This is a genomic window from Fructilactobacillus frigidiflavus (assembly GCF_044054575.1).
GTDB classification, from domain to species: domain Bacteria; phylum Bacillota; class Bacilli; order Lactobacillales; family Lactobacillaceae; genus Fructilactobacillus; species Fructilactobacillus frigidiflavus.
Map to the genome: position 1 here is coordinate 545785 of NZ_CP168716.1, position 20035 is coordinate 565819.

At 34.2% G+C, this 20035-nt stretch carries 24 protein-coding genes, 1 pseudogene, 1 riboswitch and 1 other annotated feature; of the genes and pseudogenes, 15 read left to right on the forward strand and 10 right to left on the reverse strand.

The window, feature by feature from the left end; all coding sequences use genetic code 11:
- Window positions 1-104: 104 nt before the first annotated feature.
- Entirely contained in the window at window positions 105-1586 is a 1482-nt protein-coding gene (gene zwf / locus ACEPSS_RS02725) for a glucose-6-phosphate dehydrogenase (protein WP_395319963.1), read from the reverse strand.
- A gap of 215 nt (window positions 1587-1801) precedes the next feature.
- Between zwf and ACEPSS_RS02730 the strand changes: the two genes are divergently transcribed.
- The 5 genes from ACEPSS_RS02730 (at window position 1802) to ACEPSS_RS02750 (ending at window position 5336) form a co-directional block, all read left to right on the forward strand.
- Entirely contained in the window at window positions 1802-2053 is a 252-nt protein-coding gene (locus ACEPSS_RS02730; protein WP_395319965.1) for a type II toxin-antitoxin system Phd/YefM family antitoxin, read from the forward strand.
- Between the two features lie 2 nt (window positions 2054-2055).
- Window positions 2056-2319, forward strand: coding sequence for a Txe/YoeB family addiction module toxin (locus ACEPSS_RS02735; RefSeq protein WP_395319967.1), 264 nt, complete (start codon window positions 2056-2058; stop codon window positions 2317-2319).
- An 85-nt stretch (window positions 2320-2404) separates the two neighbouring features.
- Window positions 2405-3181: a pyrroline-5-carboxylate reductase family protein gene (locus ACEPSS_RS02740; protein WP_395319969.1), complete on the forward strand. Its 777-nt coding sequence runs from the start codon at window positions 2405-2407 to the stop codon at window positions 3179-3181.
- On the forward strand, window positions 3174-3386 hold the full coding sequence (locus ACEPSS_RS02745) for a hypothetical protein (RefSeq protein ID WP_395319971.1): 213 nt from the start codon (window positions 3174-3176) through the stop codon (window positions 3384-3386). Before ACEPSS_RS02740 ends, ACEPSS_RS02745 begins: the two co-directional genes overlap by 8 nt.
- Before the next feature lie 93 nt (window positions 3387-3479).
- Entirely contained in the window at window positions 3480-5336 is a 1857-nt protein-coding gene (locus ACEPSS_RS02750) for a monovalent cation:proton antiporter family protein (RefSeq protein ID WP_395319973.1), read from the forward strand.
- Window positions 5337-5403: 67 nt separating this feature from the next.
- Here the strand turns inward: ACEPSS_RS02750 and ACEPSS_RS02755 are convergent, their stop codons facing one another.
- The gene (locus ACEPSS_RS02755) at window positions 5404-6951 is read right to left on the reverse strand and encodes a multicopper oxidase family protein (protein WP_395319975.1); all 1548 of its coding nucleotides are present in this window, start codon (window positions 6949-6951) and stop codon (window positions 5404-5406) included.
- Between the two features lie 118 nt (window positions 6952-7069).
- Here ACEPSS_RS02755 and ACEPSS_RS02760 point away from each other — a divergent pair, with 118 nt between their 5' ends.
- Complete coding sequence (locus ACEPSS_RS02760) at window positions 7070-7216, forward strand: hypothetical protein (RefSeq protein ID WP_395319977.1); 147 nt, start codon at window positions 7070-7072, stop codon at window positions 7214-7216.
- Window positions 7217-7270: 54 nt separating this feature from the next.
- On the opposite strand, the gene ACEPSS_RS02765 is transcribed toward ACEPSS_RS02760, so the two are convergent.
- The 3 genes from ACEPSS_RS02765 to ACEPSS_RS02775 all read right to left on the reverse strand — a co-directional run bounded on the left by ACEPSS_RS02765 (window position 7271) and on the right by ACEPSS_RS02775 (window position 10431).
- Window positions 7271-7774: a PadR family transcriptional regulator gene (locus ACEPSS_RS02765; protein WP_395319979.1), complete on the reverse strand. Its 504-nt coding sequence runs from the start codon at window positions 7772-7774 to the stop codon at window positions 7271-7273.
- The gene (locus tag ACEPSS_RS02770) at window positions 7764-9467 is read right to left on the reverse strand and encodes a DHA2 family efflux MFS transporter permease subunit (protein WP_395319981.1); all 1704 of its coding nucleotides are present in this window, start codon (window positions 9465-9467) and stop codon (window positions 7764-7766) included. The genes ACEPSS_RS02765 and ACEPSS_RS02770 overlap by 11 nt, the downstream gene beginning before the upstream one ends.
- 139 nt (window positions 9468-9606) lie before the next feature.
- Complete coding sequence (locus ACEPSS_RS02775; RefSeq protein ID WP_395319983.1) at window positions 9607-10431, reverse strand: MucBP domain-containing protein; 825 nt, start codon at window positions 10429-10431, stop codon at window positions 9607-9609.
- A gap of 149 nt (window positions 10432-10580) precedes the next feature.
- On the opposite strand from ACEPSS_RS02775, the gene ACEPSS_RS02780 reads away from it, so the two are divergent.
- Window positions 10581-11030 carry a hypothetical protein gene (locus tag ACEPSS_RS02780; protein WP_395319985.1) on the forward strand — a complete coding sequence of 150 codons (450 nt, stop codon included), beginning with the start codon at window positions 10581-10583 and terminating at the stop codon, window positions 11028-11030.
- A 30-nt stretch (window positions 11031-11060) separates the two neighbouring features.
- Entirely contained in the window at window positions 11061-11396 is a 336-nt protein-coding gene (locus tag ACEPSS_RS02785) for a type II CAAX prenyl endopeptidase Rce1 family protein (protein WP_395320466.1), read from the forward strand.
- A 47-nt stretch (window positions 11397-11443) separates the two neighbouring features.
- On the opposite strand, the gene ACEPSS_RS02790 is transcribed toward ACEPSS_RS02785, so the two are convergent.
- Window positions 11444-11812 (reverse strand): hypothetical protein, encoded by a 369-nt coding sequence (locus ACEPSS_RS02790; protein WP_395319987.1) that lies wholly within the window; start codon window positions 11810-11812, stop codon window positions 11444-11446.
- A gap of 186 nt (window positions 11813-11998) precedes the next feature.
- Here ACEPSS_RS02790 and ACEPSS_RS02795 point away from each other — a divergent pair, with 186 nt between their 5' ends.
- Window positions 11999-12523, forward strand: a complete 525-nt coding sequence (locus tag ACEPSS_RS02795; protein WP_395319989.1) for a hypothetical protein — start codon at window positions 11999-12001, stop codon at window positions 12521-12523.
- On the opposite strand, the gene ACEPSS_RS02800 is transcribed toward ACEPSS_RS02795, so the two are convergent.
- Entirely contained in the window at window positions 12520-13116 is a 597-nt protein-coding gene (locus ACEPSS_RS02800) for an NADPH-dependent FMN reductase (RefSeq protein ID WP_395319991.1), read from the reverse strand. The two genes, ACEPSS_RS02795 and ACEPSS_RS02800, sit on opposite strands and share 4 nt — an antisense overlap.
- Before the next feature lie 104 nt (window positions 13117-13220).
- On the opposite strand from ACEPSS_RS02800, the gene ACEPSS_RS02805 reads away from it, so the two are divergent.
- Window positions 13221-13553, forward strand: coding sequence for a heavy metal-binding domain-containing protein (locus tag ACEPSS_RS02805; RefSeq protein ID WP_395319993.1), 333 nt, complete (start codon window positions 13221-13223; stop codon window positions 13551-13553).
- Between the two features lie 170 nt (window positions 13554-13723).
- On the opposite strand, the gene ACEPSS_RS02810 is transcribed toward ACEPSS_RS02805, so the two are convergent.
- Window positions 13724-14284 (reverse strand): ECF transporter S component, encoded by a 561-nt coding sequence (locus ACEPSS_RS02810; RefSeq protein WP_395319995.1) that lies wholly within the window; start codon window positions 14282-14284, stop codon window positions 13724-13726.
- 150 nt (window positions 14285-14434) lie between these two features.
- Window positions 14435-14567: riboswitch (FMN riboswitch) on the reverse strand.
- A 121-nt stretch (window positions 14568-14688) separates the two neighbouring features.
- Here ACEPSS_RS02810 and ACEPSS_RS02815 point away from each other — a divergent pair.
- From ACEPSS_RS02815 to ACEPSS_RS02825, 3 genes and pseudogenes are all read left to right on the forward strand, one after another.
- Entirely contained in the window at window positions 14689-15171 is a 483-nt protein-coding gene (locus ACEPSS_RS02815) for a hypothetical protein (RefSeq protein ID WP_395319997.1), read from the forward strand.
- Between the two features lie 11 nt (window positions 15172-15182).
- Window positions 15183-15272 (forward strand): annotated as a pseudogene (locus tag ACEPSS_RS02820) (ADP-ribose pyrophosphatase); the annotation flags it as partial.
- Between the two features lie 242 nt (window positions 15273-15514).
- Window positions 15515-16402: a hypothetical protein gene (locus ACEPSS_RS02825; protein ID WP_395319999.1), complete on the forward strand. Its 888-nt coding sequence runs from the start codon at window positions 15515-15517 to the stop codon at window positions 16400-16402.
- 367 nt (window positions 16403-16769) lie between these two features.
- Here ACEPSS_RS02825 and ACEPSS_RS02830 read toward each other — a convergent pair whose 3' ends face one another.
- On the reverse strand, window positions 16770-17549 hold the full coding sequence (locus ACEPSS_RS02830) for an ABC transporter permease (protein WP_395320001.1): 780 nt from the start codon (window positions 17547-17549) through the stop codon (window positions 16770-16772).
- A 17-nt stretch (window positions 17550-17566) separates the two neighbouring features.
- Window positions 17567-18493: an ATP-binding cassette domain-containing protein gene (locus tag ACEPSS_RS02835; RefSeq protein WP_395320003.1), complete on the reverse strand. Its 927-nt coding sequence runs from the start codon at window positions 18491-18493 to the stop codon at window positions 17567-17569.
- 126 nt (window positions 18494-18619) lie between these two features.
- Between ACEPSS_RS02835 and ACEPSS_RS02840 the strand changes: the two genes are divergently transcribed.
- Together ACEPSS_RS02840 and ACEPSS_RS02845 are read left to right on the forward strand one after the other, a co-directional pair.
- Window positions 18620-19135 (forward strand): MarR family winged helix-turn-helix transcriptional regulator, encoded by a 516-nt coding sequence (locus ACEPSS_RS02840; protein WP_395320005.1) that lies wholly within the window; start codon window positions 18620-18622, stop codon window positions 19133-19135.
- Window positions 19136-19216: 81 nt separating this feature from the next.
- Window positions 19217-19463: a binding site (T-box leader), on the forward strand.
- 86 nt (window positions 19464-19549) lie between these two features.
- Window positions 19550-20023, forward strand: a complete 474-nt coding sequence (locus ACEPSS_RS02845; RefSeq protein ID WP_395320007.1) for an S-ribosylhomocysteine lyase — start codon at window positions 19550-19552, stop codon at window positions 20021-20023.
- The last annotated feature ends 12 nt before the right edge of the window (window positions 20024-20035 follow it).

The window sequence follows — 20035 nt, forward strand, 5'->3', positions numbered from 1 at the left end:
TCCTTTTTATAAAAAGTAATTTTATATTTTTCTACAATAATAGTTTATCATTGTATTTTGAAATTGTGAAATAGTTTCATCTATTTTTTGAAAACGCTTTATCACTACTTGTTAGGGAAATACCAAGAATTTCCGTCACGAGCCAAAAGTTCGTCAGCAGCCTTTGGACCCATTGAACCAGGTTGATAGTTAGGGAAGTCTGGTTGCGTAGTATCCCATAGTTTTTGAACAGGGTCAACGTACTTCCAAGCAGCCGCAACTTCTGGCCAACTAGCGAAGTAAGTTCCGTCACCTTTAAGAATGTCATGGAAAAGACGTTCGTATGGAAGAGGAACTTCAGCAGCACGAGCATCTGATTGAAGGTAACTCAAATCAATCGTTTCCGTGTGCATTCCTTGTTCAGAGTTCTTAGTGTTGATTTCTAAGGTAATTCCAATCTTAGGATCAATCAAAAGGGTTAAGACATCTGATTTAAGTTCAGCTGGTTGGTGCGTACCTTTGGCAAAGATATCCACGATTGGTTTCTTGAATTCGATATCGATACGACCAGTTTTAGATGCTAATTTTTTACCAGAACGGATGTAGAAAGGTGTTTTACCCCAACGTGGGTTGTTGAAAACAATCTTTCCAGCAGCATAGGTATTGTTGTTTGAGTCGTGCGGAACACCGGGCTCGTCACGGTATGCAGGAGTACCATCTCCAGCACCGTATTGACCACGCACAAAGTTTTGTTTAACACCATCAGCATCGTAAATTTCCATGCTTTCAAGGGCTTTAACTTTTTCGCGACGAATTTCAGTATCAACAAATGAATTTGGTTCATCCATAGCTAGGTAGCTAACGATTTGAAGGGTGTGATTTTGAATCATATCACGAAGGGCACCAGCAGTATCGTAGTAGCCGGCCCGATCTTCAACACCAAGTTTTTCGGCCAACGTTACTTGAACGTCTTTAATGTAATTTTGGTTCCAAACGGCTTCAATAATTGGGTTACCAAAGCGAATTACCGGGATTGCTTGTGTAGTTTCTTTACCCAAGTAATGGTCAATTCGGTAAATTTGGTTTTCGTTAAAGGCACTTGTTAATTCATCGTTTAATTCTTTGGCTGATTCATAGTCACGACCAAATGGCTTTTCAATTACTAAGCGGTTAAAGCCACCGTTAGTTGATAAAACGCCTTGTTCTTTAAGGTTCTTGGCAACGATTCCGAAGAAACGGGGTGCCATTGAAACGTAAAAGATTCGGTTTCCATCAGTTTCGTATTTTTGATCTAATTCGTCAGCGATTTTACCTAATTCTTTGTAATGATCAGTATTAGTTACATCGTGTGATTTCCAGTAGAAATGGCTAGCAAACTCTTCAGCTTGAGCCTTGTCATCAGTTTCTGATGCGATTGATTCGATAATTTTTGCTCTGAATTCTTCGTCAGTTAGTTCTTTACGTGAAAGTCCAACTAGGGCAAAGTGAGTGCTCAAACTACCTTTTTTATAAAGGTTAAAGATTGCAGGGTATAACTTACGTAATGCAAGGTCACCTGTACCACCGAAGAGCATAAAAGTTGCTCTTGTAGGGGTTTCTGTTGGCATATCGTTCACTCCTTTTATAATTTCTATTCTCTTAAAGAGTATAACACATTTGGAAAGATTGAAAGCGGTTAATCTTCCTTTGATAGCTTAAATGAAAACGCTATCTTGATTTGGGTGTTTAGGATAATAATTGTCACTCTAGGGATAGCAATCAATTACTTGAAGTACAATATATTGTACGCTATAATTGTTGTATTGAAAGGATAGGTGATACTATGATTGTTACGCCAAGTGAAGCAAGAAAGAACTTATTCAAGATTACTGAAAAAGTAAATAGAGATCATGATGTTGTAAATGTATCGAGTAGTAAGAATGATAATGATGCAGTAATTATGAGCAAACAAGATTATGATAGTTTGATTACAACAATTCATCTAATTCAAGGCGGCCTTCTTGATGATATTAAAGATGCCAAAAAAGAGGGATATGTTGAAATCACCAATGGAATAGATTGGGACAAAATTTAGTTATGTACAGAGTTGAATTATCAAAAAAAGTGCAGAAGAAACAATTAAAAAAGATTAAGAATGCTGGACTTGCAAAAAATTTTGATGCAATTTTAACGGAATTAATCAATAATCCATTTTCCAATAAGCAGGGATTTGAAAAATTACAACCACCTGTTAAAAATTGGTTTTCTAGAAGGTTAAATATTCAGCATAGAGTCGTTTATCATATTGATAAAGAATCTAAAACGGTCTTTATTGATTCAGCATGGCAACATTATGAATAATTACTAACCTTATTCATTTGATAAATAGGGTAGTTTTCATCTATCCTATACTATAGATAATAAAAATAAAAAGGACGGATTAATTATGAAAATTGGTGTATTAGGTGCCGGTCACATGGGTAGTGCCATGATTCGCGGTTTAGCAAACAAGTATGATGTTAATGATATTTTTGTCAAAGGACACCACGTTAGTCCTCGTTTATTAGCATTTCAAAAAGAAATTGGATTCCAATTGATGGAAAATAATGATTTTTCTGCCATGGAGATCTTAATTGTGGCAACTCCAGCTCCAGTAACGATTGATGCATTAGTTGGAGTGACAGTTGGTGCTGAAACCATCATCATTTCAGCTGCTCAAGGAGTTTCAGCTAAGGGAATTAAAAATATTTTCCCTAAGAATTCAGTCATTTGTATGATTCCAAATATCCCAGTGGCCGTTAACGCGGGCTGTATCGCCGTTGAAAAGGGTGATTTTGCCACAGCTGAAGATACTGACAAAGCCAACGGAGTTCTAGCATCAATGGGAACTTTAATTCCCGTTAACGCCAAAGATTTAGGGATTGTTGGGACTGTAGGTGGTTGTGGACCCGCTTTTGTTGACGTTTTCTTAAGTGCTTTAGGTGATGCCGCAGTCCAAAATGGGTTAGATCGCGAAACGGCTTATAAAGTAGCTGCTAGCATGGTTACGGGAAGTGCCAAAATGGCCTTAGATACTGGGATTAATCCATCCGTCTTAAAAGATCAAGTTACTTCACCAGGTGGTTCAACCATTAAAGGGGTCGTTGCCCTTGATGCCAATGGATTTAGAAATGCAGTTAACCAAGCGGTAAATAAAGCAAATGGGACTTATAAAGATGAATAGACACAAATTAGATTTGGGAATTGCGTTAGTTTTATTATTGATTTCAATTATTTTGATGGTGACGTATGACGGATTCTTACTTGATTTTACGTTTAGTCCAACCAGTTTAGGCTTAAACTTGTCATTTTCCGTAATTATTTTAGTGATTTCATTAGTATTTTTCTACCGTGCCCACAAAAATAAAGACCAAGATAAAGAAGATTAGTGTAAGCTAATCTTTTTTTGTTGCAATTTATTGTAATTTTCTTTACTATGAATGGCATTGTAAAAACGAAGAATTAGAAAAAGAGGTGCAGTTGTGGATCAAATTTCATTAGTTATTGTGTTATTAGCGGCGTTAGTCACTCCGCTCTTATTAGCTAGATTTAAAATTTCAGTTTTACCGACAGCCGTAGTCGAAATTTTAGTCGGAATTGTGTTAGGGCCGAGTTTGTTAAATTTGGTCCATTCGGATGGCGTTTTAACTGAATTATCGAATACTGGGGTCATTGTACTGTTATTTTTAAGTGGATTAGAAATTGATTTTGATTTATTTAAACCTAAGAATAAACAGCCAACCGACTTAGAAATGAAAAACAACGCTAAGGCGTCTAAATATTCATCCGTTCGTCTAGCCATCTACGGTTATGCTACAATCATGGCCCTTTCGCTAGCCCTTGGCTTGATGTGCCAGGTAACCGGGTTGTTTAAAGATCCTTGGCTGGCAGCAATTTTATTCATGACCGTTTCGTTGGGAATTGTAATCGCTACGTTAAAGGAAAAAGAAATTCTTAGCACTTCAATCGGACAAACGATTCTATTGGTTTCTGCTTTAGGGGAAGTAATGCCGATTTTGGGCTTAACCGTTTATATTTCAATTTTTGGGACTGATTCTAAATCGCTGTGGTTAATTTTAATTTTATTTGCGGTCGCAGCTTTAGTGTTCTTTAGATTCCGCAAGTTTTTTGTGTATCTTGATAAATTCAATAAATCAACGACCCAAGTGGACGTGCGGTTGGCCTTTTTCATCATTGCCTTATTAGCAACTGTCGCGGTTGGAGTTGGTTCAGAAGCGGTATTAGGCGCCTTTGTTGGGGGAATGGTGTATAAACTATTAGAACCATCTCCCGATACGAAAGAAAAGCTTGATTCAATTGGGTACGGGTTCTTTATTCCCATCTTCTTCATGATGAGTGGAGTTGGTTTGAATGTGAAAAACCTCCTGGCCGATCCGAAAACTTTAATTTTAATTCCCATCTTTTTAGTTAGTTATTGGGTTGCCAAAGCCTTGTTATATCCAGTTTTCCGGCTTCGTTTTGATAAGAAGAATTCACTAGCGGGAACTGCTTTAATTTCAACTACCATTACGATGGTTTTAGCAATTTTGAAGGTTGCTAATGATATGAAACTAATTACTCCCCAACAATCCGGGGCCTTCTTATTGGCCGCCATCATTACCTGTGTGGTTGGTCCGTTAGTTTTCAACAAGCTATTTACGAAAAGTCCAGAAGTTTACCAAGAAGTTAAAGTTAATATGTTTGGTGCCAACTTGGTAACGATTCCCGTTGCCCAACAACTAGCTAATAGTTGGTATGACGTAACGTTATTCACCGATAACGAACAAAATTATAAAACCCTTGATAATAAAGCGCACGTTCATTTATTAAAATCCCTTGATGCGGATTATTTAAAGGAAAAGGGTTATTTTGATGCTGATATCGCCGTCTTTGCATATCTTGATCCCAATGTTAATTACAATTTGGCTAAAGTTGCTAAGCAATACGGGGTCAAACGGGTCATTGCGCGTTTTGAAGAACGTGATATTTTGAATGCACGTGAAAAAGAACTGACCGATTTAGGGGTCGAAGTTTATAACGTGTTTGCCGTTAACGTGGCCATGTTACGGGAAATGATTGAAGTGCCATCAACCTTTAATATGATTAAATCAAATAGCACGGAACTTCATGAAGTAACGTTGCGGAACCGGAAGTTTGCGGGCATGCAAATTAAAGACTTACCATTTAGTGATGATATTACAATTGCTCGAATTTTCCGTGATCGCCAAATGATTCATCCCGTTGGAACGACTGTGTTAGAATTAAACGATCGAATTATCTTTGCGGCAGATAAGAATATTAGTAATCAAGTTCGTCAAGAAATTAGTACTTTGAATTAAAAATTAAATCATACAAAAAAACCGATCACAACTGCTGTGATTGGTTTTTTGCGTTATTGGGAATCAATTAACACATATCCATTCCCATTTTTTCGTATGATTCTAAACTTTTAATCTTAAGTTGGTCTGGTTTACAATGACGTTCTTTAGCTAAAGCATTCATCAAAGTATCCATACTCATTAATTTGTATTTCTTGTGTGGATCATCTTTGGTCCAAACTTGCATTTGCGCCATCATGCCACCATCTTCGTGTTCAATGATGTGACAGTGATACATGAAGACTCCTGGATAATTGAAACGCATCTTAACTCGAACCGTTTCACCAGGGTTAACGCCAATTGTATCTTTGTAACCCATTTCGTTAGGGTAAGGAGCTTTACCATTTCTAGAAATTACTTTAAATGAGCCACCGTGAGTGTGATATGGGTGAATCATTCCACCACAACAATCGTTGGTGTTTGTGATATCCCAGTATTCAGCAACTCCTAGTTCTTGCCGGTCATCAATCCGCATCATCCCGAATTTCTTACCATTAATCATCACTTCTTCATCAGTTCCAGACATGACTACTTGGTGAACTAGCGCATTTTCGTCAACTTCCGGATAAGGGACGTCAGCTAAATGTTGTGGAATTTCAGTGTTGTCAGGGGCAAATTCCTTGATGTTGAATTTCAAAAGTGGCGTATCATCAGAATATAAAGTTACTTGGTCGCCTGGTTTGTAGTCCTTGAAATCAAGCACCACTTCAGCCCGTTCAGCACAAGTAATCATCAATTTTTTGAACTCTACTGGTTCGGGTAATAAACCACCATCTGAAGCAATTTGGGTCATTACTAAGTCATCGCTAAGATGAAGCCGCCATTCACGCCGGTTTGATCCATCTAATAAACGAAGCCGAACTTTTTGCGTTGTAACGTCAAAAGTGGGATTAACGGTACCGTTAATTAAAGGAGTTTTTCCTTGAGTGCCATCGGGATCATAATCTTTGTCGTAGTTCCATTGATTATGTTCATCAAAGGTCCGGTCTTGTAAAATAACAGGAATGTCATCAACTCCGTAATTACGTGGCAAAGGAAGACTAGCTTCGTGTTCATCTTTAACGACCACGGCGGCAGCTAAACCGTGCCAAACATCCCAACCAGTTAAAGGACAAGGGTGGGCATGAAGCCAAAGGGTGGCAGCTGGTTGATCAACTTTGAAAGTGATTTCTTTGGGTTCTCCAGGAAAGACAGGGGCATGACAGCCACCATCAATGTAAGGACCGGGAACATCGAGACCGTGCCAATGGAAAGTAGTCAATTCGGGCAAACTATTCTTTAGCGTAACGTGATAAGTTTTTCCGCTTTGGTAAACAATAGTCTGACCTAATAAACTTTGGTTGTAGCCCCAAGTTTTAGTTTTTTCACCAGGTAAAATTTGGGTTTCACCAGGTTGAGCTTCCACCGTATACCAAACGTCGGTATCAGTTTCTTTATCGGGTTGTAAAACGGATGGAATTGCTAGTTTACTCTCAGGAGCATCCGAAACCTCAAGTGGAACATAACCACCATCATGGTAGTCGTATGCTGATTCGTTAAAAAAATATTTATCAATTGGTTGTTTTGCTTCAGTCATAACTTTTTTCCTCCTCGTATTACTATTAATAGTGTACTACAATTTAGTTTTTTATATGATAAAATAGATTGTAATGTTTCTAAGCGTAGGAATGTTAAAAACAATTTTGGAGGATAACATGATGAACAAAGGATTTAGTTGGATTTTGGTAGTATTTTGGTTAATTACTTTAGCCATGTTAGTAATGGATATGGGGATGATGGCCATGTACATGATGGTAATTGGAATGTTAGCTGATTCCTTATACAGCGCTCTTCATAAATAATGGGGAATCTAAAAAAGTTCAATTTATTATTTTTAATAATAAACTGAACTTTTTTTATTTTAAATTTTTTAATTCTTCAAGCAAAAGTTTCCGTTGCTTAATTCCTAAATCTAAAGTAAATAATTGATATTTTGTAATTTCGGATAAATCTAGACTTTTACGTAAAGCTTGTAATTCTTCAATTCCATTTAATTGATCTTTAATCTCATTATTGATTAAAGTTTCACGTTCATTTTTTGATAAATCAGCACTATAGAAAAGTTTGACCATGAAATCTGACTTTATTTTTTTAGGTTCAACTGGAGTCTGTAAATATTCAGCGAACGCTTTTCGACCACTTTTAGTAATGGAATAAATTTTTTTGTTGGGTTTTCCGGTTTGTTCAACAATCTCGAAAACGACTTTACCAGCGTCGGTTAATTTATGCAGAATTGGATAAATACTTCCAAATGAAGCATTGTAAAAATTACTAAAAATTGAAGAAAATTTTTCTTTAATTTCATATCCGGTGGCTGGTTTTTCAGATAAAATTCCAAGGATGATATCATCACTTTTCATGTTTTTTGCTCCTTAAAGGTTTGATTGGTAAAAAGAAAATTAAAATTGCAAGAATAAAGGAAAATGGGGCAGCGTATAAGTATAGGTTAGTAAATGCTTTGACATAGGATTGTTTAATCTCTCTTTGAAGATTTTTAACGACTGTCATAATGTTTAGTAAGCGGATGTGAACTAGTTTAGAAATTTTAGTTTTTATTTTGCTTTGAATTTCAGATGGTAAATTATTAGGTAAATGGTTAGCAGATAGATATTGTTGATATTTTTGCTCAACCAACTTATCTTGCTTATTCATAATTATAGCAGATTGATTCTTATGAGATTGGGCTTTAGGTTGCTGATTAAGTTGAACCTGAAATTGTTTGATAATCCTATTTTTTGTGGAAACTGAATCCTGGATTTTGTTAATTTTGTAATGGACTATCTTTAGCGATTGTTGTTTGGCAGTTGCTAAATTGAAGTTTAAGCAACTAACGAAAATAGCAACAGCTAAAACCGTTCCTAATTGACGAAGCACACCAATGACACTTTGCGAGGCAGTTAATTGGCTTCCCGTAAATTCCGCCGTTGATAAAACACTAATTGGTCCAACTAAAAGACCATATCCCGCACCAATTAGACAACAGTAAATCAAATACATAGAGTAATTCATAGAATTAGTTAATGTTGAAAGTCCCAGATAACCTAACCCTAGACAAACAAAACCTAATGATAATAAGTATTTGGAATTGATTTTACTGATTAAAAGTCCAGCCATGGGAGATAGAATGAAAATCATTAAACTAGCTGGAGTGATTAATAATGCTGATTCAAAGGCCGTTTTGTTGAATAGGTTAGTAAAAAAGGTGGGCATAATAACCATAAATCCAACTAATAAGAGCTGACTGAAAAGTGTCGAAATTGCCGATAAGTTAAAGTTTCCATTTGTAAATAATTTAAAATCAATCATTGGAACTGAAGTATGTTTTTCCCAAAAGTAGAATAACAAAGCTGAAATGATGAAAATAACCGTTAATAATAAAATTCGATAATCTAATCCCCAAAAACGAACTTGAATTAAGGCCATAGTTAAGGAAAATAGACCAACGATGGCTAGTCCTGATCCCAACCAGTCAATTTTAGTGGATTCTTTTTCGATATTTTTAGGTAGATAAATCCAGCAAATTAAAAGGGAAACAATTCCAATTGGTAAGTTAATTAGAAAAATTGCACGCCAACCAAGGTATTCAGTAATAAAACCACCAATAGTTGGTCCAAGTGCTGCAGCTGCACCTTGTGTAATCCCCATAAAGAGGGTGGCTTTGTTTTTTAAGGTCGTGGGTTGGGTTGAAAGACCTAAGTCCATGCTAAGTGGAAATAAAATTGCCGCTCCAAAACTTTGTAAAATTCGCCCAATAATTAAAATAACAATGTTTTGACTAATGCCACTAACGGATGACCCAAGGATAAAGATGAGTAAAGCGGCAAGATAGAAGGGCTTTTTTCCGTAAACATTAGCTAACTTTCCTAGAGGAATACAAGTTGCTGCAAAAATAATTGTATAGGCATTTAACGCCCACGAAATGTTAGTTAAATTGGTATGCAAGCTAGTTTGAATTTCTGGTAATGCAATATTCATAATGGTTGTATCTAACATCACGATGAAGATTCCAAGACACATGGCAAATAAAATGATACTTGATTTTTGGCTTTTCATTTTATAACTCCTAAATTTTATATTAATAACATTGATATGAATTATATTTATATAAAATCTAAAAGTCAATCTTTTTATTTTAGCAAGCAGCAAAAAAGCCTCATCATTTCTGACGAGACTTTGAAAATTATTTTAAATTTTAGTGTCTATCTGAACGTGGTTTTTTCATAAGTTTCCAAATTACTGCGATGATTACGACAACGGCTAAAATTACCCCACCGATAAGCCAAATTGAGTGATGATCTTTTGATTCATCGCTTTTGGTTTTATCAGCTTTATCTTTTTTATCAGCCTTTGCTTTTTGATCGGTTTTTGTCTTAGCTTTAGTATCTTTAGACGCTTTAGGTTTTTGATCAGGATTATCTGCGTTATCATCATTAGAATTTGCAGTGTTTTGTTTATTTGAGCTGGAGCTGGTTGAATTTGGTTTTACTTTGGAGTTAGAACTATTTTTATTAGAGTTAGTTTCGGAATTTGCTTTGCTTCCGTTGCTAACTTTACTGTTATTTGCTGGTGCACTAGTGGAAGAACTATTGCTAGTAGAATTGTTTTTATTTGATGTGCTAGAGTCAGGATTTTTGTTAGAATCTGCTGCTTTACTGTTAGTTGCATCGTAAACAATCGTCATTGACATTACACTAGTGATTGGATCACCACCACCAAAAACCATTTGGGGACCATTGGCGTTATTTTGACCGTTTTCAATACTAGCGTAAGTGTATCCCTTGATTTGGGGAACGTCAGCGACATAGGTCGTTCCGGCATTACCAGTTGCGACAGTATCAGGTCGAATTGGATTTCCGTTTTGATCTACATAATGAACGATAATTTTACCTTGGTCATTACTTTGGGTCGTTGTATTGGCTTTAACGTTCAGTTCAGTTAATGATTGTGAGTAAAAGCCAATTCCACCTAACAATGTGGCACAAAGAATTCCCGTTAATAATTTTTTTCTAATTTTCATTACAATTCTCCCATCTATAATTAATTTACACTATTATGTTACCACTTTATTACGAATGTTACAGCATCATTAAATCAGTTAATAGAAATGACCCCACATCTCTGATACAATTAAGCACATATTTGTTCTTAAATTAGTGGAGGTCTTTCATGAAAATCTTAAAAACGCAACAATCAATCAATATTTGGAAAATTTTCAGTTTTTTAATCATTTTTATGATGATTGATACAGCAACTGCTTTTTTCGGCGTTGGAATCGTTTTATTACTAAAGCATTTTAACTTGATTTCACTTTTCAATGTGCCCACGCTTATTTTATTGGAATTGATAATAAGATATGGATTGGCATTCGTTATAATTGTGTGGGTAAATCGTCATTATATGAAACAAACGGTGTGGTTTAAACCAAGAGTTCCTTTTGATGAACAAAAATATCCATTGCTATTGGCAATCCTGATGAGTCTTGTTTATATTTTTACGGTGAACCTTGGAATTCTTAAATACGATGCTAATAATGTTAGTTTCTTTATGTTTTCCCTAGGATCAGCAATTCTGGAAGAATATGGATTCCGGGGCGTTATTTTTCCTAAAATTATGTAAGTTGTAAAGGGAAGTAACTATCGTAAACTGATTTTTGGCGTAACGATTAGTGGAATTTTATTTGGATTAATTCATTTTCAAAACATTTTTTATCAACCACTTTCTGGGACTTTCCAACAAGTAATGGCTGCCATTCCCTTTGGAATTTTAATGGCCGTTTTATATGCCAGAACTTCAAGCATTTTAGTGCCCATGGCATTTCACTTTGCTAGTGATTTTAACTCATATTTTACGACGAATACTTTCTTTTCCGGAGCTTTTTACAATAGTTGGTGGATGATTTTAATTGATTATGTAATTGCTTTGGCAGCTACGTTGATTTTCTTGAGACCGGGGATTGCTGAGAAGATTGAGTTTTTGAAATAATATTCAGCTATATAAAAAACTTACGATAAAAATCGTAAGTTTTTTTGTTATTTATTTAATTCTTTTTTGATGTCATCAATTGATAATTCACCATTTAAATATTTTTCATAAGTTTCATGATTAGCGGAATCTTCTACATCATCACGGAAGTCGTAAGCCTTAATCAAACTTTCCGTGGCTTTTTCGTTTAGATTTTCTAATCCGGGTGTATTAATATAAGTCATTAACCAGATTGAATAAATGTTACCTAAACTACTTTTTGATAATTCCTTTGGATCTAAGTATTCAGCACTGGCATTTCCCAAAGCGACTGCAACTCTAAAATCAGTTACGTCTTTGTTTTCTTCCGGGTTAGTTCCAAAAACTGCAATTTCTTTTTCTAAGATTTTTTTACTAATAAATTTTCGATCTGCCATATTCTTACCTCACTTATTTTATATAATATTACCATTTTAGAAGCTAACTTTTAAATGAGATGTCTTGAAATAGGGATTTTAAAGAAAAATTTCAATAATAAATGCAATATATAGACAATTAAACTAATTTTTGTTTATAATTTATAAAATTTATTGCAACTTAAGTATCTAATGAAGGGGAAATTGATGAACAGAATTAAAGATATTTATGACCCATTATTACCAACTTTATTAATTTCAATTCATAAGGAATACGTCGTTCAAATTGTAGCTGGTATAAAAATAATTGAGTATCGTAAAAAATTTTATCCTGAGGCCTTTCAGGCATTTATTTATACAACAGGAAAAGGTGGTGGAATTGAAGCATTCGTTAAGTTTGATGCACCAATTATAAATGATGCACAAACTTTATCTTTAATTGGTAAAAAAATTCAAAACGATAATGAAAACGAAATTTTTGCTTATTTTGAAGAAAATAATTCTGGATATATTATTCCAATTGAAAAAGTATATCAATTGGAAAGAATTCCTCTAAAAATATTACGAGATACATTTCCAAAATTTACAGTACCACAAAAATATTTGTTTTTAGATCGTCCAGAAAAACAAAGTTTATTGGAGTTCTTGTTAAACAAAAGTTATATTAAATACGTGAAAAACGAATGGAATACATATTATCAACAAATTAAAGATATAATTAATGGAATTTAATTAAACGGATGTTCTTTTAATAATGTACTATAAAAGGCAATTTCACTAACCGTTTTAGCTAGTTTCTTTTCGTAATATTCCTTTGAAGGGGCATCTGGTTGGTAGTCACCATTTAGCTGGAAATTCTTGTCAATATTGCCAATTACGGTTGGTTTGGGTAATGTAATGAAGCCTAATTGGCACAAAGTTGGAAGTAATGCTAAGAAAGAGAACTGCCCACCACGACCGTTATTGGCGTAGGTAATTATTTTTGCTGGTTTATCTTTAGCTTCAAAGGCTAATAAATCTAACGCGTTCTTTAAAACGGCGGGAGCCGAGTGATTGTATTCTGGAACTAAGAATAGATATCCATCAGCTTTTTTCATATCATCAACCCATTTTTGTTCATTAGCTGGTAAGGAACGATTTTTATTGGCCATTGGTGGAATATCTTCATAAAAGAATGGCAAATTATAATCAGTTAAATCCATAAAATGAAGTTTGATTTGGTTATCTTTTTCAAATTGCACGGTTTGTTTTTCTAAATTTTTCAATAATCCCCGTCCTAATGACGCTTTCCGTGAACTTCCTAAAATTACGTTAATGGTTGTCATAAAGTTACTCCTTGTTGTGATTAATGATATTTCCATCATAATACAATCTGAGCTAGAAGCACATTTAATGTATAATGAAACAAATTATATAAAGGAGAAAGTTTATGACCGAAAAAATGTTAGTTACCACCACGGAAGTCCCAGTTGGTTATGAAGTAGAACATGTCATTGGTGAAGTTTTTGGAATGACCGTTCAATCCAAAAATATTGTTAGTAACATTGGCGCTAGTATCAAAAATGTTTTTGGTGGCGAGATTAAATCTTATACAGATATGCTAGAAACCGCTCGGCAAGAATCAATTGACCGAATGTGTGCTAATGCTGCCCAAATGGGTGGAGATGCCGTAGTGATGATGCGATTTGACTCAGGATCAATTGGAACCGACATGATGTCAATTACTGCTTATGGAACTGCGGTTGTTTTAAAACAAAAATAATTTTATTAGTCACAGAGGTGATTCATATTTCAGAAAAAAACGACCTAAATTCAGAAATATTAGATTATTTAGATAAACAATATAATAAGCATAAAGAATTAATGGATAAGCTTAAAAATATATAAAAAGCGCAACTTATCGCCGATAAGTTGCACTTTTTGACTATTAAATTATAAATCTTTAATTTTTAAACGGTTAAAGATTAATACGAATACGATTCCGATTACTAAACCTTTAATTAAGTTAAAGGGAGCAATTCCGGTTAAAACCAATTTTGAAATTGGTTGACCTAAATTAAAGCCGATTAGCTTGATGTAAAGAGGAAGGAAGACGAAGTAGTTCAAAAGACTCATGATAACCATTAAGGCTAAGGCTGAAACAACTACTGGAACATATTGTTTGAGCGTCTTACTTTGGACGTCTTTTCTAAAGAAGTAAAAGACCCCAATGAAAATCAAGGAAACTATTAATGAACTAGAAAGTCCAACTAATTGGATCATGGAAAAACCATTGGTTAACCAGTAAAGAAATAGTTTTAAAACGGTAATTTCAACGGCTGCCACTGGTCCTAAAGTAAAGAGACCAAGTAAAATTGGCAAATCAGAGAAATCTAACTTTAAAAATGAGACAAATGGGAGAATTGGGAAAGCGATAAACATTAATACATATGCGATTGCAGCTAAAATGGAAACTAAAACAAGTCGTTTGATACTTTGGTTATTAACTGACATAATATCACTCCTAATTTATTTATTTTGTCACAATTAAAAAATACCAATAAAAAACCACCCAGCAAAAATGCGGGGCGGTTGGTTTATTTTCAAACTGAATAAAACCTTAAAATGGCATAGTAATACCACTAAAGTAATGTGCTTCAATAAGAACTTCTTCTCCCATCCAGACTATACTGTCGGTTCTAGATTCACACTAGATCAACCGCTTAACGCGGGTCACGGACTTCAAAAATGATTTGTTACCGTCGGTTGGGAATTTCACCCGGCCCCGAAGAAGTATTATTTAATTGTTATTTATAAATATATTACAGATTGGCGAAATATACAACCTTAATTTAAGATAAACTTAAAATTAATGGGCTAGAATTGAATTAATTCGAACTAGATGGGTCGTAACTAAAATGAAAAACGATAAATTGTATCACATAATCACCTTAGGGATGATTATGATAATTGGAATTGGCTTATATTTTGTGTTGCAAAATGGGTTTAATAAAACAGCTGGTGAAAATCAATCAGAATCAGCCACTAGAACAAACGTTGACTACAAAAGACACAATTTGAAAATAATTAAGCACAATTATAAAAACTTTGCCACCAAATCAATTGACCGACAAGATGATATTTTATACCATACTAAACAAATTACCGTCAGCCAAAAGGAAACTGCACAGAAAAAGAAAGTTACGGATGCGATGGAAACGACATTGGATAAAAAGATTATTGGTGAAATCAGTAGTTTGCAAAATGACGCGCATCCGTTTGATAAAGCGAATGACTTAAATCATAAAATTCAAAACTTGAAGTCTTTAACACCCCAAGCAAAAGCTCAATTTGGTCAGGAAATTCAAGGGGTTAAGCAGAATATTCAATCTGTAAGATAAGGAGAAAGATTATGGCAGATTACATCAAAGAATTACGAGCACTAGTGGGTCATCGTCCCTTGATTTTAAATACATCAGCTGGGGCCTTATTAAATGATAAGGTTTCTGAATCTGAACTTTAAGCTTTAAAACAATTAATTTAACAAATACTCAAAAAACATTCTTGCTTTTATATCAAGGATGTTTTATTTATACAATATTAAATATAATTAATATTGTATAATATATATTAAACAAGAATAGTGGACTGTTTATATAGTAATAATTATAATATTATGATTATTTTTTTATTGTTAAGTGGATTCAACAATTTCTTAAAAATCAAAGCAGAGGTTGTTAAATTATGAAAGATAATGTTTTAGATTTAATTGAATTTTTTCTTTTTATTTTTGCTTTATTTAGTTTTATTCTATTAGTTTTATTTTTTTGCCTTGACTATGGACTCTTTGTATTAACAGATACTTATTTGAAAATTATATTTATATTTATAATTATTGTTATTGTTATTGTTTGTCCTTTGTCGTACATAGTGTTTATTAATTTTGACTCTTTTTCATTTCAGAATAAATGTCTCTTAGTATTGTTTTTAATTTTTATAGGACTATCTTCTAAAGGAAATTTAAACGCAGTTAATAACTATTATTTGTTAAGAACGGTTGATATTGAGCTTGTTGGTAATGGTAACAATGATTTCAAATATGCTAAAAAACAAAAACCGATTATTAGTTTAAATACTAGTATTAAAAAGATTAACCAAAAAAAGAATATTATTGGTCGTTACTTTATAACTTATCCAATTTTAAGTTCGTTGCATAAACACGATGGATATCTTACAACCCATCTCGTATTTTTCTGTGTAAATAATATCAACGAAAATAATATTAACGTTGGGAATCTTCTTCTAAATACCAATGCTGAAATTGGGAAAAAATATTCTAATGGAAAGTTTAGTTTTTTTCCCATAAAAAATGCTGATAGTTGGAAAAATATAAAGAATATAAACTTAATGTCTTATGATTTTAGAAACTATAAAACACACAATAATTTAGTGTTACTCAATTTACTTAATAACTTTTTGACAGGTATTATGAACATAACAATTTTTTCAATTATAATTTCATTATTAATGTCATTTCGTAAACAGAATTCAAACAAAACAGACATTGATATCTATTTAAATTCAAATACTTCAACTACTAATCATTATTTATTCTGGTTCATAAAGAATTAAATCAAGATAACTTTAAGAGGTTTTAGCTCAAGATATGATAGGTATGGATGTTATGTAGCATATTATGATGGTAATTTAGTTACTGAAGATTAATTAATCAAAAAATTAGCGTATATAAAGGTTAGATACAATCTTTTGACAATTTAAAAAGAATATTTAAACTATTATGATAGCTTAATAGAATCTGATAAAGTGTTCACAGATCAATTTGTTTTTCCCAGTAGTTTAGTGGCTAATACCAAGGACTTAAATATTATATAAAATTTAAATCTAGTAATAACGTAGTATCAAAAGTTAACTTAGATACTGATAAATAAAAAAGTGGAGAATAACCAGCTTTTTCGGTTATTCTCCACTTTTTTAGTGTCTAATCATTTCGACTATAAGCCATGACCGTTAGCGGAGCAAAAACCAAAATGATACCAATGCCAAAAAGGACGACAATCAAAGCATTGATTGACCACGTTCCGGTATTTAAAATATCACGGATGGCCGTAATTACGTAAGTAATGGGGTTCAGTTTAGCAATGATTTGCATGAATTTAGGCAATGTATGAATTGGAACAAAGGCATTTGAGAGAAATGACAAAACGAGCATCATCATGAGTGAAATACTTGAGATTAAAGAAGCGTTTTTTATGACCATCCCTAAAAAGGAAAAAATCCAAGAAATTGACCACCCAGTAAAAATGGCCAATAGCGCAATCACAATAATCCAGTTAAAACCGACTTCCGGACGCCAACCCATGATAAATCCCGTCAATAATGAGACACAAGCTGCTACGACTAACCGAAAACTATCGCCTAAAAGTTGTCCAGCTAAGGGTGCTATACGTGCAATTGGTAATGACTTAAAGCGACTATAAATTCCTGAATCTAGATCAGTCCGAATTTGTTCTCCAGATCCAGATGATGCTGAAAGCATTGACTGCATTAAGATTCCAGGTACAAGAATGGGCAGATAGGCTTGAACGCCGCCGGAAATGGCACCACCTAATAAATAGCCAAAGAGGACCATGAAAAGGGCCGGTTGAATCACGACATCCATCATTCTGTCAGGGTCATGTAAAGTTTTAAGCAAATTTCGGTAAGCTAGGGTGATGGTATTTGAAAATAGATTAGTGTGAACGGTGTTTGATTTATTCATGAAAAACTCTCCTTTGATTAGTTGGTTCCTTTAGTTAGGGCAAAAAAGACATCATCTAACGTTGGTTTTGTAACTTGCATGTCCTTTATTTTAAAATCATGTTCGCTGAGGGCTAAAATGATTGCTTGAATTTGAGTTGGATTTTCCAAGTCAACTGTCAGAACGTTATCTTTAATTGTGGGGTTAGATTTATTTAGGAAGTCTTGCGCTGCTTTGGCAATCGTTTCAGACTCGAAGGTTAAATTGAGTTTTTCTTTGGCAACTTGAGCTTCAAGTTCTGCTGGTTGACCAATTTTAATCATTTTCCCGTGATCAATAACGGCTACTCGATCAGCTAGTGCATCCGCTTCATCTAAGTATTGGGTCGTGAGAAAAATGGTTGAACCTTGATCAGACAGGTTACGGATAGTTTGCCAAAGTTGTTGCCGTGTTCGCGGATCTAAACCAGTAGTGGGTTCATCGAGAAAAATCAACGGTGGCCGAGCAATCAAAGTGACGGCTAAATCTAGTCGTCTGCGCATTCCGCCAGAAAAGTCACTTAATTTTTTATTAGCTGATTTGGTTAGCGAAAATTCCTTTAATAACGCTTCAGTTCTTTCTTTGGATTGTTTTCTAGTAAGTCCGTTGAGCCGGGCGAAAATCATTAAGTTTTCCCGAGCCGACAAACCTTCATCAATTGATGCATATTGGCCCGTTAAACCAAAGAGTTCTCGAACTTTTTGGTTATTTTTTGTGACATCTTCGCCAAAAATTTGAGCATTTCCGCTCGTTGGTTTTAAAATAGTCGTCATCATTTTTAATAAAGTCGTTTTTCCCGAACCGTTGGGACCGAGTAAGCCAAAAATTTCGCCTTTTTTAACGGTAAACGAAATATCATTGACTGCGACTTGGTCCTTGAAGCGTTTGGTAAGGTGATTAACCACAATTGCATTTGCATCTTTCATAATTGAAACCTTCCTTTTTATTTAATAAGGGTACCTGATGTTTATATCATAAGGGCACCTTACTAATGTGTCAAATGATTTACTCAGGTGGGTTGATTAATTATAATGATTTTAGGAGTGATGAAGATGACAGATGAAGCGAAACGGCAACAAACAGCAGAAAAATTAATTGAGTTCAATGCGTTACAAGATGCAATTCAAGAAATCGACCGCAAACACCTAGTTAGTAATCCAAATACGATGCGCGGACAAGGTAAAATTTTATTGGTTTTACTACAACAGGATCATATTTCTCAAAAAGAGTTAGCGAAAAAATTAAATTTAACGGCCCAATCAACGGCCGAATTTGTGAAAAAGCTCGAGAAAAAAGGGTTAGTCAGTCGGCATAAATCAACGCAAGATCGTCGGATTACCTTGGTTGATTTAACTCCCGCTGGGCAAACTAAAGCATTGGCATCCGTAAAAAATACGATGCCATTTCTCAAAGTGTTGAATGATGAAGAATTAGATCAGTTAAATAAGATTTTTACTAAAATCAACGCTGATTTATCGCAAAAAATTAAAACTACGGACCCCAATTGGCAAGGACAATTACACAAATTAGTTACCAGCGTTTTTGAAGATTGGTTTGGGGACGATTAAATTTTTTAAGAAAAATTAAAATAAACGTTGACAATTAAACCGAACTATATATAATAATATTCAACAGTCAAATACAAAAAAATAAACAAAAAGATCAGGAGAGTAATGATTGTTCGATAGTTCAGAAAATCTGCGGTAGATGTGAGCAGATCGATTCGACTTTCATGAATATGGCCTGTTAATTGGCAGCATTGATATTCAAATGCTGATGGGGTGGCAACCATTATTCATTGCACGCGTTAGTTTGTTTCAATGACGTTAGTAAGGATAATTATGTAAATAATTATCGAAATGGAATGGTACCGTGGATCTTGAATCCGCTTCTAGTTAATACACTAGGAGCGGATTTTTTTATGCTTATTTTTTCGTAGCAAACTGAAAAAAATAAATTGAATTTTAAAGGAGAAATAAATTATGGCTGAAGTAGAAAGTTTCACATTAGATCACACAAAGGTAAAAGCACCATATGTTCGTTTAATTGCTCAAGAAAAAGGATCAAAAGGAGATATCATTTCAAACTTTGATTTACGTTTGGTCCAACCTAATGAAAATGCCATTCCAACTGGTGGATTACACACAATTGAACATTTATTAGCAGGATTATTACGTGATCGTCTGGATGGTGTAATTGATTGTTCGCCATTTGGTTGTCGAACTGGTTTTCATTTGATTGTCTGGGGAACTCCAACCACTGAAGAAGTTGCGAAGGCTTTGAAGGGTTCACTGGAGGAAATCAGAGATGACATCGAATGGAAAGATGTGCAAGGGACTGACAAATATAGCTGTGGTAATTACAAAGATCATTCATTATTTTCCGCTAAAGAATGGTCACGAGAAATTCTTGATGAGGGGATTAGTTCAGACCCTGATGTCAGAAAGTTAGTTTAGGAGGAAAGTAGA

Bases quoted from the DNA above. Each gene is read 5' to 3' on its own strand.
- ACEPSS_RS02775 (WP_395319983.1), bottom strand. From the start codon at position 10,431: ATGAAAATTAGAAAAAAATTATTAACGGGAATTCTTTGTGCCACATTG.
- ACEPSS_RS02760 (WP_395319977.1), top strand. From the start codon at position 7,070: ATGATGAACAAAGGATTTAGTTGGATTTTGGTAGTATTTTGGTTAATT.
- ACEPSS_RS02805 (WP_395319993.1), top strand. From the start codon at position 13,221: ATGACCGAAAAAATGTTAGTTACCACCACGGAAGTCCCAGTTGGTTAT.
- ACEPSS_RS02780 (WP_395319985.1), top strand. From the start codon at position 10,581: ATGAAAATCTTAAAAACGCAACAATCAATCAATATTTGGAAAATTTTC.
- ACEPSS_RS02830 (WP_395320001.1), bottom strand. From the start codon at position 17,549: ATGAATAAATCAAACACCGTTCACACTAATCTATTTTCAAATACCATC.
- ACEPSS_RS02815 (WP_395319997.1), top strand. From the start codon at position 14,689: ATGAAAAACGATAAATTGTATCACATAATCACCTTAGGGATGATTATG.
- ACEPSS_RS02755 (WP_395319975.1), bottom strand. From the start codon at position 6,951: ATGACTGAAGCAAAACAACCAATTGATAAATATTTTTTTAACGAATCA.
- ACEPSS_RS02735 (WP_395319967.1), top strand. From the start codon at position 2,056: ATGTACAGAGTTGAATTATCAAAAAAAGTGCAGAAGAAACAATTAAAA.
- ACEPSS_RS02790 (WP_395319987.1), bottom strand. From the start codon at position 11,812: ATGGCAGATCGAAAATTTATTAGTAAAAAAATCTTAGAAAAAGAAATT.
- ACEPSS_RS02800 (WP_395319991.1), bottom strand. From the start codon at position 13,116: ATGACAACCATTAACGTAATTTTAGGAAGTTCACGGAAAGCGTCATTA.
- ACEPSS_RS02740 (WP_395319969.1), top strand. From the start codon at position 2,405: ATGAAAATTGGTGTATTAGGTGCCGGTCACATGGGTAGTGCCATGATT.
- ACEPSS_RS02825 (WP_395319999.1), top strand. From the start codon at position 15,515: ATGAAAGATAATGTTTTAGATTTAATTGAATTTTTTCTTTTTATTTTT.
- ACEPSS_RS02745 (WP_395319971.1), top strand. From the start codon at position 3,174: ATGAATAGACACAAATTAGATTTGGGAATTGCGTTAGTTTTATTATTG.
- ACEPSS_RS02770 (WP_395319981.1), bottom strand. From the start codon at position 9,467: ATGAAAAGCCAAAAATCAAGTATCATTTTATTTGCCATGTGTCTTGGA.
- ACEPSS_RS02730 (WP_395319965.1), top strand. From the start codon at position 1,802: ATGATTGTTACGCCAAGTGAAGCAAGAAAGAACTTATTCAAGATTACT.
- zwf (WP_395319963.1), bottom strand. From the start codon at position 1,586: ATGCCAACAGAAACCCCTACAAGAGCAACTTTTATGCTCTTCGGTGGT.
- ACEPSS_RS02810 (WP_395319995.1), bottom strand. From the start codon at position 14,284: ATGTCAGTTAATAACCAAAGTATCAAACGACTTGTTTTAGTTTCCATT.
- ACEPSS_RS02795 (WP_395319989.1), top strand. From the start codon at position 11,999: ATGAACAGAATTAAAGATATTTATGACCCATTATTACCAACTTTATTA.
- ACEPSS_RS02845 (WP_395320007.1), top strand. From the start codon at position 19,550: ATGGCTGAAGTAGAAAGTTTCACATTAGATCACACAAAGGTAAAAGCA.
- ACEPSS_RS02840 (WP_395320005.1), top strand. From the start codon at position 18,620: ATGACAGATGAAGCGAAACGGCAACAAACAGCAGAAAAATTAATTGAG.
- ACEPSS_RS02765 (WP_395319979.1), bottom strand. From the start codon at position 7,774: ATGAAAAGTGATGATATCATCCTTGGAATTTTATCTGAAAAACCAGCC.
- ACEPSS_RS02835 (WP_395320003.1), bottom strand. From the start codon at position 18,493: ATGAAAGATGCAAATGCAATTGTGGTTAATCACCTTACCAAACGCTTC.